This window comes from Chryseobacterium sp. PTM-20240506 (assembly GCF_048296755.1).
In the GTDB taxonomy this organism is placed as follows: domain Bacteria; phylum Bacteroidota; class Bacteroidia; order Flavobacteriales; family Weeksellaceae; genus Chryseobacterium; species Chryseobacterium proteolyticum.
In genome coordinates this window covers 4,248,659-4,263,083 of sequence record NZ_CP182581.1, presented here as the reverse complement: position 1 = coordinate 4,263,083, position 14,425 = coordinate 4,248,659, and the positions used below count along the sequence as shown (strand labels likewise).

Here is a 14,425-nt window from a genome sequence, read left to right as displayed (position 1 = left end):
TTCTTATTTTTCAAGCAATAAGCTTACCCACTCTTCTCTCTGCAGCTGTTTTTTTAACTCAAGGTTATTTGCCTTACATACTTCAAGAATATCATCTACATCGAAGAAGCACAATCCTGACAGCAATAATTTACCCCCGTTATTTAAAACAGAAACATAAGTAGGAATATCTGAAATCAAAATGTTACGGTTGATATTCGCCAAGATAACATCATAATGCTCTTTTCCTAGATTCTCTGCGGTTCCCTGCTCAATATCAAGGACAACATTATTTCTTTCAGCATTTTCTTTAGAATTTTCAACAGACCATTCATCAATATCAATAGCTTTCACATCATCAGCTCCCTGTTGCTTTGCATAAATAGCCAATACTGAAGTTCCGCAGCCCATATCCAAAACCTTTTTACCATGAAAGTCAATATCCATCATTTGCTGGATCATGAGATGGGTTGTAGGATGATGTCCGGTTCCGAAAGACATTTTAGGCTGGATAATGATTTCATGCATTCCGGGTACGGAATCATGAAATTCAGCTCTGATCAAGACTTTATCATCAATATTAATGGGTGAGAAATTTTTCTCCCATTCCTCATTCCAGTTGATGTTTGGCATTTCCTGGAAAGTATATTCAATTGTTACATTTTCATTTTCAAAAAGAGGCAGTGCCTTCAATTCATTTTCATTAAATAAATCTTTCTGGATATAACCCAGAATCCCTTCCAATTCTTCCGTAAAACTGTCGAAGCCTATTTCGATAAGCTCTGCCATTAATATTTCATTCCATGGTTGAAGCGGAGAAATTCTGAAGTTGAATTCTAAATAATTTTGCATGTGATCAATTTGGTACAAAAATAAAGAAAAGCGGGTTAAAACCCGCCTGTATTCATATAAAATAAATCATTCAGCAAATAGCTCATCTATCTGTATTGCTAAAGATCTTTTCTTATGGATTTGTAGAGAAAATAGAACCGTTTGCAATTAATGCTCTTCTGTTCATTTTCAGGATATCTCTTACCCATTCTGCGAAATCTTCCGGCTGAAGAACTGTTTCAGGGTTTCCATCTGTTAATCCTCCCTGAATGCTCATATCGGAAGCAATAGTACTTGGCGTTAAGGTTACGACACGGATATTCTGCTTTCTCCATTCTGCCATCATGGATTGTGAAAGAGAAATAACGGCTGCTTTTGAAGCTGCGTAAGCTGACATATTTCCTCCTCCTTTTAAACCGGCCGTGGAAGCAACGTTTACGATATCTCCTTCTCCCTTTTCTTTCAGAAACGGATATACTGCTTTTGCCGCATAATACACCCCAAAAAGATTGGTTTTAATAACCTGTTCCCAGGTTTCAGAAGGCATTTCTTCGATCGTTCCAAAATCTCCGATTCCGGCATTATTGATTAAAATATCTACACCTCCAAGTTCTTTTACTAAAGATTCGATACCTGCTTTTACTGCTGATTCGTCATCAACACTGAAAATAGCATACGCCGCATTGACCCCAATATTTTTAATTTCTTCAACAGTCGCTTTTAAGTTGGCTTCATTTCTGCCTGTAATGGCAACATTCACTCCTTCATTTGCCAAAGCCAAAGCAACTGCTTTTCCTAAGCCTCTTCCACCACCTGTTACAATGGCATTTTTTCCTTTTATGTTCATAATAATACTTTTTCGTCATACAAATTTACGAAAGCATATTTTGTTTAAAGATGAATCATGTGAATGTTTTTCGACGATATTCTTTAAAATAAAACCGGCTTACAGAAGCCGGTTCTCAGAAAGTATAGTAAAAAAAGAATAAATTAAGGAATAAGCACGGGCTCTTTCACTTCAAATTCTTCAGAAGCTGAAAACTGGTTTCCATACATATCCATAGCTCTCACTTCCACCTTGTGCTTCCCTAGTGCTAATTTATTAGTAAATCCACCGATCCATATGTGTTTTGCCATTTCAGGATTTGAGGGTCTTCTTCCCGGGAAAAGATTCTGTGTGGTATCCCATTTGAATACGGACAAAGCAAAATTAGGATCGATCGTTTCGTCATACTCCATATCTTTCCATTCCGCATTATCTATCCTGTACTCCACTTTATCTTTTTTACTCCCCATAAAGAAGTTGGCAAGAATTTTAGCTGATGTTTTTGATGGATAAGGAATGACCTTCGGAACATACAACTTGATCTGATAGTCATCAGGTTTACCGGCTGTTTTGTATTTAACTTTATACTGGTTATCCGCAAAACTTATGAATGAATATCCTTTGGCTGTTCCGTCTCTCATCGTAGAAGTAGGCAATCCCATTTCATCAGGAGTTCCGGAATACCAGTCACCACAAGTTGTTCCTACATTATATTCATGAAGGTCTTTGGCTCCATTCCAACCTGCTTTTTTGCCATAAAAGATCTGCTGTTGGATATGAGTATGTGCTGATAAAAGAAGCGCGTTAGGAAAAGGGCTTAAAAAATCAAACAATTTCTGACGGTCCGCATTTCTGAAATTATCTTCATTACTATGTTCCAACGGAATGTGGAAAGAGATCGCAATCAGTTTGTTTTTATCCACCAGCTTCAGGTCATTTTCAATGAATTGCAGCTGATCATTTCGGAATCCTCCCCAATATCCTTTTCCGTCTCTCGGATCCGGATAAAGAATATCGTCTAAAATAATAAAATGTACATTCCCGTAATTAAAAGAATAATTGGCAGGTCCAAAATTAGCTTCAAAAGTTTCGTCTGAAAACTGATCTTCCTTTGCATCATAATTCATGTCATGATTTCCCATTACATTGTACCATGGTAAACCAATCTCTTTCATGACATCAGCATACGGTTTCTGAAGGCTCAGATTATCTCCTACAAGATCTCCAAGACTGATTCCCAGAACCGCATTCTTTTTTGTGTTCTTTACTTCATTTACAATTCCTCTTTTGAAATAATCCAGTTCTTTCTCTGTGTAAGGCTGAGGATCTCCGAAAACCAGGATATCAAAGTTTTTATCCTCCTTTTGTCTGTACAATGCAAAGTTGAGCTCTTTTGGTAACTCCCCTGTCGGCAGCGTTCCTTTGTATTTAAAATCCGAAGGAGATCCTTTTGGTTTGTAATGATAGTAATATTGAGGTAAATTATTACTATTAACAGGTGTCATGTAACCCGATGGTTTGATCACAAAAATGGTTTGATTTTCACTAACCGGTAAGCTATATCTTCCATTTTTATCTGTTAAAACAACCTGGGCACCGTTAGATACCGCTACTCCTTCGATTCCTTTCTCACGGCTTTCTTTTTTTTGATTTTTATTCATGTCTTCGTACACATAGCCGGATACGGAAGTTTGTGACCATGCCATTGCTGAAATCAGAAGGCATGGCATTAATAATTTAATATTCATAGGATGATTTATTTTTATTAAGATGTATTACTTCAGGTTTTTATTAGTTATTCCACCAGGTTTTAATATTGATATTATCTCCTCCCATCTGCTGAACAGCAGCCTGATAGTTTGCTGTATTTAAAACTTTTGGATTAGGTGGATACATCAACCTTTGGGGCAGATTCCCATTGTTAAGGAGACCTCCATTATTGGGAAGTACAGGAAAACCGGTTCTTCTCTTTTCAAACCATTGTTGCTGATCTACAAAGAACAATGCAATATATTTCTGAAGCATAATCCTGTCGATATTTCCATTATAAGCGACATTCGGATTCGCAAAATAATTTGCAGGTACAACAGCTCCCCATTGTTCTATTGCAGCCTTTACCCCATTTTCATAAAAGGTCTGGGCATTTCCCTGAATGATTCCTTTGTTTGCTAATTCCGAAAGGATGAACTGCAGTTCTGCATAAGGATAAATGAGAATATTCAGCGGAGCTTTTGCTAGATTCTGATTCATATTGGACGGTTGATAACTGAATATCGTTCCATAAGCATAACCTGATGGAGCACCTTTATACCCTATATTCTGCTGGCTGGTAATATCTTTAGCCTGGCCGAAAAACATAGCCAGACGTGGATCGTTATTCGCTTTCAGAGCTTCTACAAAAAATTCCGAAGCCGCTCTTCCTGTAGTAAAATCCTGAGGCCTTGCAATAGGAGGAAGAAGTGGTGATACTCCTGTAATATTGAGCTTTGCTGTCTCATTGTTATTTTGAAAGAGAGGATATGTGGCAGGATCATTTACAATCTCCTGAATTCGCTGATGAACATTTACTTCTCCGTTTTTCTTCAGGATTCTTGTCAGCAACCTCAACGACAAAGAATTACAAAACTTCTTCCAGTTTATAATCCCATTTGCATCCGATTCTGCCTTATAGAAAAGATCATTCCCTGTAAGTGGCTTATTGGTAATAAAAAGTGCATTGGCTGCTTTCAGATCATCCAGCAATCGAATATAAATGTCTTTTTGTTTATCAAATTTAGGCTGTGATATCCCATCGTCTAATCTTGAAGCTTCAGTAAAGGGAATATCACCATAGGTATCTGTAAGATTGGAATAAATCCAGGCATTTAATACCATAGCAATAGCCTGATAATTCTGATCTTTTTCTACTATTGCTGCCTCTTTCAGGTCTTTTACCTGTTTCAGCCATTTATATGAGTTATTCCAGAATCCGGCTCCTGTATTTTCGGTAAGATAATACCGGCTCAACGAATTTCCTTCATTCGGAAAATCAAGTGACACCTGCATAATGTCAAACGTAAAATCATTGGCCCGCATGTAATTAACGGAAGCCATGTTATATTGAATAGGAACAAGTAATTTAGCCGCTACCGGATCACTTATCCTGCTTTCGTCAATATTTACTTCATCAAGACTTCTGCTGCAGGAAACAGGGAAAAGACCTATTCCCGAAATTAATAATATGTTGAGTAATAATTTTTTCATGATTTTCAATTTTAAAATTTAACGTTAAGCTGAATTCCCACTGTTCTGGCCGTAGGTAGCTGTCCCATTTCCACTCCCGGTGTAATCTGACTGTCATTAAGAGTTGCAGCTTCAGGATCGAATAACGGGAACTTTGTCCACATCCAAAGATTTCTTCCAAATAATGCTATTGTAAGATCGGTCAGTTTAAGCTGCTCCGTTACACTTTTAGGAAAAGTATAAGATATTCTTGCATCCCTTAATTTGACAAAAGAGGTATCAAATGAGTTGGTTTCTACATTGGCTCTTCTGTAATAATCAGCGTAATAAGCCGAAACGGCGACACCTTTGGTGTTTGGTGAGTAAGATCCGTCAGGATTTTGTATCACTCCTTCTCCTACGATCAGACCATTCGGATTATCTCTTCCGATCAGGGTATGCGTTAATTTACCCTGTTCAGTCATTTTGTGATGCGACTGGGAATAGGCCATTCCTTTGTATTGTCCGTCAAAAGAAAAGCTGATGGTAAAATTCTTGTATCTGAACTCGTTTTGAAGACCGGCCCTCCATTTCGGATATGCATTTCCTATCTTTTTCATCTCAGTTGGCTTCGCTGTTAAGCCGTCACTTCCATATACAACCTGTCCGTCAGGTGAATACATCAGTCCATAGCCATACATATCTCCCAATGATCCACCAACTACTGCATTATAATACACCACTCCACCTACACTGCCTAAAGTATAAGGCTGTCCCTGAAATTCATCCGGAAGTGAAAGGATCTTATTTCTGTTCATTGACCAGTTCGCATTTACACTCCACGAGAAATTTTTATTTTTAACGGGAAAGGTATTTAAAGTCATTTCCAATCCTCTGTTTCGTACCTCCCCTGCGTTGATGGTTCTTTTACTATATCCTGTTTCATACAGAGCCGGGATATCAACGATCTGGTCCTTAGAATTGTTCTGGTATGCGGTAATGGAATAGCTGATCCTGTTTTTAATTATACTGAAATCCATTCCGGCTTCAATATTGGTAAGCATCTCAGGTCTCAGGTTAGGATTAGGAAATAAAGAGGGAGCCTCTACTGATCCGGAGAACACACTGTTGTTATAATATTTTATAAGTTTATAAGGGCTTGTGTCATTTCCAACCTTTGACCAGGAAGCCCTTAATTTCCAGTAATTGAACTGGTTTGAGCTAAGTTTGAATATGTCTGAAAGAATAAAAGAAAGACCTGCGGAAGGGTAAAAATAGGATCTGTTGTTTTTAGGAAGTGTGCTGCTCCAATCATTTCTTGCCGTAAGGTCAAGGAAGATCTTATTCTGATACCCCAAAGTCACCAAACCATAGGCACTATTGACCTGCTTATCGTTTGGAGTTGCAAATTTTGTAATGTTGGCAATGCCATTGGGCAGTGTATAAACTCCCGGCTTCAAAAGACCGTCGGCGAGATAATCATACATCGTGTATTCGGAATAACGGATATTTCCTCCTACTGATGCGCTGAAATCAAAATCTTTAAATGTATTTTTATAAGTAAATAATAAATCGTTATTAAGGTCCATCTGTTTAATATGCTGCTCCCTGTACATTCCCTGAAGATAGTTGGCAGAACTCCATGGCCTTTGCTGAGTACGTTCTTCATTGGTGAGCTCCATACCGGATCTGAACATGACCTCAAAGTTTTTGGCCAATTTATAGTTAAGGTTTATGTTTCCTGTGATAAAATTCTTATCCACCCCGTTTAACATTTCGTAGGCGATCATGTATGGATTATCAATATAGGAACTGAAGGGATGGATCTGATCCACCTGGTATTTATCTTTTTTCCATATTGGCCGATACCAGGCAAGATCTACATTCGGGTTCTGGAAAATCATGAAATAGGAAATCGATTGATTGCTGTAACCTGTCGCAGGCAGGTTATCACTTGTCATTTTATTATAGTTGAACTTAACTCCTATTTTTAATTTTTCATTGATCTTATGGTCAAAAGAAATCGCTGCATTAAATCTGTCGAAACCCGTATTAGGCATCATCCACTCATTTTTAAGATACGTTAATGAGGACCTGAAAGAGGTATTTTCATTGGATGCCTCTACAGCAATATTGTTTGAAAATGTGCTACCTGTTTGCCAGAAGCCTTTGATATTGTCTTTGTATGGTCTCCATAGTTGTCGTTCCGCACTCTGACCTTCCAATGTGGGATCATATTGAAAATAATATTGGCCTGCAAATTTCGGCCCGAATGCACTACTTGTACCACCCGTATTTACTCCATCCGGTGAAGCTCCATACGAATAGAAATAATTCCCTTTCGAATCCTTTTGCATAGTCCCCTGACCATACTCATACTGATAGTCCGGCCATTTTAGCACTGTATCATAGCTTGAATAGGAATTTAAGGTAACCTGTATTTTTCCCTTTTTGGTTTTTCCGGATTTAGTTGTGATCATTACTGCACCTCCCGCACCTCGTGATCCGTATAAAGCTGCTGCGGTAGATCCTTTTAAAACTGTTATTGTTTCAATGTCATCAGGGTTGATGCTGTTGATTCCATTCCCGTAATCAATAGGTAAATCAGCTTTTGCTCCTGCTCCATAGGCTGAAAATCCGGTACCTGTGGTTGAATTGCTCAATGGAACACCATCCACTACGATAAGTGCATTATTCTGATCCATATTCATCGAGATATCACCTCTAAGTTTGATGAGTGAGCTTCCTAAAGGCCCCGCTCCCGCTGTTTGGATCTTCAAACCGGCAACTTTACCTTCAAGAGCCTGAGCCCAGTTATTATTCTGGGTTCTTAACAGCTCTTCAGATTTGATGGTTTCAGCAACATATCCTAAAGATTTATCGTGTCTTTTAATACCTAAAGCAGTAACGACCACTTCATCAATATTTTTAATGGTATCTTTCCTGGCTTTCTGTTGGGCTGTCAGGCTGGAACTAACTAATCCCAAAAATGATAAAAACAATAGTTTCTGTTTCTGTTTACGCATATCTTTTTGTTTGCGCAAAAGTAAAAGCTACTGGTGAAGATGGTTTTAATACTATTTTAACATTTATTAAAAAAATATTAAACACAATATGAACTCATTATCAACAAGGGTTTGTACTTTTCTGGTTAACAGTACATTAAAATGATGAATATTATTTAATGCGACATGCATAACTTATTTCATTATCTTTATTGTCTTTTTATGATACACTACTTTTACATCACAATAAAAATCTAGTAATCAAATACTTGATCAACAGAATCGTTCTCATCTGAATGTATATTATAAAAAAAGCAGCTTGCCATGGGCAAGCTGCTAAAAAATATCTACGTTTAAATAAACTTTTAAGGCCTATTTACCTTTTAACTGATCAGGAATATTTGTTGTAATAAAACCGATTCCCTGGCTTTTTAATTTCTCGTAAACCGCAATATCATTCACAGTCCATGAATTGGTAATTAAACCCAATGCTTTAGCTTCGGAAATCCATGTCGGATTTTTGTCGAAAACACTGTAATGATAGTCCATCCCGTCCAAACCTTCATTTTTAATCTGTTCCGGAGACAATTCTCCATTAAGGTATTGAACTTTAAATTTCGGTTCTGCCTTTTTAATTTCTTTACAAATATTCAGGCTGAAAGAAATAAATTCACTCTGAGATTCCAGTTTCAGGTCCTTTATTGTTTTGATTGTTTTTTGAACCAGCTCATCTTCCTTTTCTTTTGTCTTATCGGGCTTAATTTCAACGATCAGCTTAAGAGACTTATCTTTCTTTCCCTGTTTCAGATAATCTTTAAGGGTCGGGAAGTTTTCACCGTTTGAGAGCTTCACTTTTTCCAACTCTTTGAAGTCTGTTTCGGAGATTTCCATTTTCCCGTGGTGTTCATCATGGTTAACGACCAGGACTCCATCCTTTGTCATTCTCACATCGAATTCAGCTCCATAAATCTTAAGTTTTTGGGCATTCTCCAACGATTTTAATGAATTTTCGGTGGTTGGAGGTTGTGTTTGCCAATAACCTCTGTGTGCGATAATCTGGGTTTGTGCCTTCATTGCAACTGTACTTAAAACTGCTAACCCTAAGATAAAATTTTTCATAATATAATCAGATAATTAAAAATGTCAAAGTCCGGGACTTTGACATAAAGGTAGTATTAAAATTTTAGAAAGTATATTTCGCTCCTAACTGAATCTGGTAAGGATTACCTGATAAAGGTTCTAATCCACTGGTATTCAGTTTATATTGATATTGTTGTGTTGCTGCATCAAATCCTGTAATTCTATACAATGCTGTATTTCCATAGGATTTATTGACTCCCCACTCTTTATTAAGAAGATTGGCAACATTAAAAATATCAACTGAAAGTTCAAATCCACCAATTTTTTCAAACTTGATCTTCTTAGCAATACGGATATCCCATACTCCATAGAAACCGTTCTTACCTCCATTACGTTCAGCAATTTTGTTATTGTAATCGCTGATATAGTTTTTCAATGCTTTACCTACTTCAGGGTTATCAATTAAAGTCTGTGTAAGATTCGGGAATATGTATGCCAGATCGTTCGTATCAACAAAATCTCCGTTCGTATTTCCTCCGGAAGTCACTGAGAATCTAGTTCCTCCTATCCCTGAATATCGTATACCTACGGTAAATCCAAAAAAGGTAGGTGAATTCCCATACAATACCACTTTATTACGGAACTGATTATCGGAATATGTCATTCTCAGATTTCTCGGGTCACTTTCAACCATTGTGGATAAAGTTGCAGAATTGGCAACATTCCCATTATATGAGGTATTATCCTTGATATCAGACCATGTGTAGCTTGCTGTAATTTCTCCATCTTTGTAATAACGGTAACTTGTATCAAATACAAACGAAAACTGATTTACTTTCCCGTCGCTTACAAGTTCAAGTACCCTTCCGAAATTATTATTAATTCTGCCTGCTTTCCAATCAACAGTTCCATTGGCATTTAATGTATTCAAAGGAACAAAAACACCTCTTCCCCCTTCATTATTTAATGTAAAATAAGGATTGGCTACCATGTTTCTGTCATAATAGAAATAATTGTTTCTTCCTAAGGCAGCATAAGCAGCAACACCCGCTCTGAATCTTTCATTAAAGAAGTGAGTATAGGAGATATTCGCCTTATAAACGATTGGAATTTTAGCATCTTTACCTGTGTAATTAATGGTAGGAATCTGATATTGTGATAAAGTAGGAACAGTTCCGTAATCATTCCTATAGCTGGTGAAGTTCGGGACAGGAACATCTTTACCAGTCACATCTACCGTTGCCAAGTGTCTTCCGTCAAATACAAGGTTGTTGATCACCATATAATTGTTGATATCCGAAGAGAAGATTCCTGCACCAAATTTCAAGAAGTCTTTACTTTCTTCATTGATATTCCAGTCAAATTGAAATCTGGGTTGAATAACGAATGATTTAATACGGTTATCGGTTCTGATTCCCATTTGATCATATAGCTTTTGATTAAGCTCGGCTTTCGGATATCCACCATAATCCAGCCTTAAACCAGCCATTAAGTCAAGTCCTTTAGCAATTTTTGTTTGAATCTGACCATATACGCCAACATTCCAAATGTTCGATTTTACAGAAGAATCATCCATTAAAGGAACCTCTCTGTAAAACCTGTAAGGCGTAAGGTTATTAAAATTATCAATTCCTAAGAATTGAAACCTTCCGTTCACCTCGCTACCATAAATAGATTTTGATTTTGTGTACATCAGGTCGATACCTGCTGTATATTTAATCTTATCTGTATTATAGTATAAATTGTCTACGATCTGGAATACATTATTTCTAAAGCTTTCCTGTCCGAAACGGTGTCCTCCGATCTGGATATTGGTTGTAAGGTCCTTTCCATCAATGGTAGAAGGTACACGTTCTACAATTGCCCTTGGAACAGCATGCCCCAGCTGATTGTTCTGATAGCTGTTCTGGTAAGTATATAAATATTGTGCTTTTAATTCGTTGGTGAGATTTGATTTCAGATTTGATCTTAATGTTAATAATAAGCTATTATCAAGGTTTTTGTCATTTCCATAAGATTCAAAAAAATTGATGGCCGTGTTATCTGCTAGTCCGTTTTTATTAAAATCATAAGTAAAATTATTTCTTAAGGTTAATAAGTTTTTAGGGTTGATCTGCCAGTCTAAACGTAGGAATCCGGCATCAGAATTCCTAACTTTATCAAAGCTTCCGAATTGCGGAGTATTTCCGACACCATATTTAGCTCTCCCAATATTTAAAACCTGATTAAGTGTTTCATTGGTTACATTAAACCTTAAAGCATCATCTTTCGTTCTTACATCTGCAATGATCAAAGGCCTGGAATCCAATTGATGATCCCATGCGGCAAAGAAATGCAACTTATTTTTAATAATCGGACCTCCTAAAGATACCCCGAACTGTGAGGTTGAAAAGTCGTTTACCCTTTCATTTCCCCTGATATCATATTTGCTGGATAACCATCCTGTTCTCAGATATTCCCAGGCACTTCCCGTAAAGGTATTGGTTCCTGATTTCGTTACAGCACTTACCGTACCTCCTCCACTTCTTCCCAATGTAACATCATACTGGTTGGTCGTAATTTTAAATTCACGTACTGCTTCAATTGAAATGGAATAAGGTGCGCCACTTCGGCTGGTTGTAGATCCTGCAGAAGTTGGATTCTTGGCAGTCATTCCATCGATGGTAAAGTTGGTGGAAGATCCTAATTGTCCTGATAAATTCCCTCCCTTTCCACTTAACGGAGACAATTCTGTAAGATTGGTGAAATTTCTTCCATTAACAGGCAATATCCCCATGTTTTTAGCAGAAATAGCTGTTGCCGCACCAAGATTTCCGATCTTGTTTTTAAGATTTCCCGTTACAACTACAGTTTCAATTACCTTTTCATGATCCCCAAGATTAACATCTACGGTAACCTGATCTCCAAAATTGACATTGTAGCCCTCTCTTTTTTCATCGTTTACAATAACCGTATAAGGACCACCAAGAGGAATTTCTTTAAAAATATACTCTCCTTTTGAATTGGTTTCAGTTTCTGTTCTAAAACCTGTAGACTCATTAACGATGGTTACCTTTACTTTTTCCTGGGCTTTAGTTCCGGTGATTTTTCCGGTAATGGATGCCTGTGTGGTCTGTGCATAAGCCATTGTACCAAAGCTCAAAAACAATAATCCCAATACAATCTTTACTTTTCTCATCTTTTCAAATTAGCTGGGGCAAAGGTATTGGGTCTGTACAAGCTTGCTATTTAAGGAAATTTTAACATTTCTTTAATTAAATTAGAACGATATGTTAAGCTATTACTAACAAATAAAATAAAGAAATGGCAATCAACAACTTATCATGTATTACAAATTTTTAATGTATCCATATTATTTAATTATGTTATTTTCTTAATGATATTAGTTTTAGCTATTTTTGCTTAAAAGAAAAAATAGCAATGTCCGAAAACATTCAACAAAAGATAGAACAGCTTCGTAAAGAACTTCATCAGCATAATGAAAATTATTATTTACTGGATGAACCTACCATTTCAGATTTTGAATTTGACCAATTATTAAAGGAACTTCAGGATCTCGAAGCAAAGCACCCGGAATTTTATGATGCCAACTCTCCCAGTGTACGTGTTGGAGGTGGGATCACTAAAGTCTTTCCTACTATTCAGCATCAGTTCAGAATGTATTCCCTGGATAATTCCTATGATTTTGATGATCTTGAAGACTGGGAAAAGCGAATTATTAAAACAATTACCGGCCCCGTGGAATTTGTTGCAGAATTAAAATATGATGGTGCTTCTATTTCTATTTTGTATGAAAATGGTAAACTGATACAGGGAGTTACTCGTGGAGACGGTTTCCAGGGAGATGAGATCACTGCTAACGTACGTACTATTTCAGACATTCCTTTGACACTGAAAGGAGATTTCCCGTATCGTTTTTTCATGCGTGGGGAAATATATCTCACGAGAAAAAATTTCGATAAAATCAATAAACTAAGAGAGGAAGAAGGATTAGATCCTTTTATGAATCCACGAAATACGGCAAGCGGAAGTTTGAAGATGCAGGATAGTGGTGAGGTAAGAAAACGCGGGCTTTCTTCTGTATTATATCAGTTTATTTCCGAGGAAATTCCGGCAGAAACGCATTGGGAATTGCTTCAAAAAGCTCAGACCTGGGGTTTCAAAACTTCCCAGCAGGCAAAACTTTGTAAAACTTTAGATGAAGTAAAAGATTTCATTACTTTCTGGGATACAGAACGACATAATCTTCCTTTTGAAATTGATGGTATTGTATTAAAAGTAAATTCTTTACAACAGCAGAGACAGCTTGGATATACTGCAAAATCACCTCGCTGGGCAATGGCCTATAAATTTAAAGCTGAAAAAGTAGAAACGGAATTACAAAGTGTATCCTATCAGGTCGGAAGAACAGGAGCCATTACTCCGGTAGCTAATCTGAAACCTGTTCTATTGGCAGGAACCACTGTTAAGAGGGCATCTCTTCATAATGAAGATATCATTAAAAAACTGGATCTGCATGAACACGATTTTGTTTATGTAGAAAAAGGAGGTGAAATTATACCTAAAATTGTGGGCGTCAACAAAGACAAAAGAACAGAAAAAAGCAGGGAGATCGAATACATTAAACATTGCCCTGAATGCGGAACCGAACTTATAAAAGTGGAAGATCAGGCGATTCATTTCTGTCCGAATGAACTTCACTGCCCTCCGCAGGTAGTAGGAAGAATGATTCATTATGTTTCAAGAAAGGCTTTAAACATAGAAAATTTAGGGAGCGAAACCATTGAACAACTGTACCGGGAAAAATTAATTGAAAATCCGGCAGACTTTTACACTTTAACCAAAGAGCAATTACTTCCGCTGGAAAGAATGGCTGAAAAGTCGGCACAAAATATTATCTCAGGAATTGAAAAATCTAAGGAAATTCCTTTTGAGAAAGTATTATATGGAATCGGTATCAAACATGTAGGAGAAACAGTTGCCAAGAAACTGGTTAAAAACTTCCCTACTATTGATGACCTGAAAAATGCAACTGCCGAAGAATTGTGTCAGGTGGAAGATATAGGAGGTAAAATTGCATATAGTATTGAAGCGTTCTTCAATAATCCGGAAAATATTTTAATGATTGAACGCTTAAAAACCTATGGTGTTCAGCTTGAAAAAGGAGAAAATACCAATGAAGTTTTATCCCATGTTCTTGATGGAAAAACATTCCTGTTCACCGGAAAACTGTCTCTGTTCACAAGAGAATCTGCAGAGGATATGGTGGAAAAACATGGTGGAAAAAATATTTCCGCGGTTTCTAAAAACCTTAATTATCTTGTTGTGGGCGAAAAAGCCGGCAGTAAATTGAAAAAAGCTCAGGATATCGGGACTATTGAGATCCTTGATGAACAGCAATTTTTAGATTTGATAGAAAATCAATAAAAAAAACAGACATTTTAACAATAATTAAATAATAAGCCATTGATATATACTATTGATGGCTTATTTTTGCTTTTTA

At 36.9% G+C, this 14,425-nt stretch carries 8 protein-coding genes; 1 reads left to right on the top strand and 7 read right to left on the bottom strand.

Features of this window, described 5'->3' with window-relative positions; translation table 11 throughout:
• Positions 1-3 precede the first annotated feature (3 nt).
• The 7 genes from prmA to ACNFU2_RS19070 form a co-directional block, all read right to left on the bottom strand.
• On the bottom strand, positions 4-831 hold the full coding sequence (prmA, locus tag ACNFU2_RS19100; RefSeq protein ID WP_172276514.1) for a 50S ribosomal protein L11 methyltransferase: 828 nt from the start codon (positions 829-831) through the stop codon (positions 4-6).
• A gap of 112 nt (positions 832-943) precedes the next feature.
• Positions 944-1,657, bottom strand: a complete 714-nt coding sequence (locus tag ACNFU2_RS19095) for a 3-ketoacyl-ACP reductase (RefSeq protein ID WP_172276511.1) — start codon at positions 1,655-1,657, stop codon at positions 944-946.
• A gap of 143 nt (positions 1,658-1,800) precedes the next feature.
• The gene (locus tag ACNFU2_RS19090) at positions 1,801-3,384 is read right to left on the bottom strand and encodes a calcineurin-like phosphoesterase C-terminal domain-containing protein (RefSeq protein ID WP_418122726.1); all 1,584 of its coding nucleotides are present in this window, start codon (positions 3,382-3,384) and stop codon (positions 1,801-1,803) included.
• A 43-nt stretch (positions 3,385-3,427) separates the two neighbouring features.
• Positions 3,428-4,879 (bottom strand): SusD/RagB family nutrient-binding outer membrane lipoprotein, encoded by a 1,452-nt coding sequence (locus ACNFU2_RS19085; RefSeq protein ID WP_273650889.1) that lies wholly within the window; start codon positions 4,877-4,879, stop codon positions 3,428-3,430.
• Positions 4,880-4,890: 11 nt separating this feature from the next.
• Positions 4,891-7,863 carry a SusC/RagA family TonB-linked outer membrane protein gene (locus tag ACNFU2_RS19080; RefSeq protein WP_418122723.1) on the bottom strand — a complete coding sequence of 991 codons (2,973 nt, stop codon included), beginning with the start codon at positions 7,861-7,863 and terminating at the stop codon, positions 4,891-4,893.
• A 351-nt stretch (positions 7,864-8,214) separates the two neighbouring features.
• Positions 8,215-8,961, bottom strand: a complete 747-nt coding sequence (locus ACNFU2_RS19075; protein ID WP_172276502.1) for a glycerophosphodiester phosphodiesterase — start codon at positions 8,959-8,961, stop codon at positions 8,215-8,217.
• A 64-nt stretch (positions 8,962-9,025) separates the two neighbouring features.
• The gene (locus ACNFU2_RS19070) at positions 9,026-12,100 is read right to left on the bottom strand and encodes a TonB-dependent receptor (protein ID WP_418122721.1); all 3,075 of its coding nucleotides are present in this window, start codon (positions 12,098-12,100) and stop codon (positions 9,026-9,028) included.
• 242 nt (positions 12,101-12,342) lie between these two features.
• On the opposite strand from ACNFU2_RS19070, the gene ligA reads away from it, so the two are divergent.
• Positions 12,343-14,349 (top strand): NAD-dependent DNA ligase LigA, encoded by a 2,007-nt coding sequence (ligA, locus tag ACNFU2_RS19065; RefSeq protein ID WP_172276496.1) that lies wholly within the window; start codon positions 12,343-12,345, stop codon positions 14,347-14,349.
• Positions 14,350-14,425: the final 76 nt, after the last annotated feature.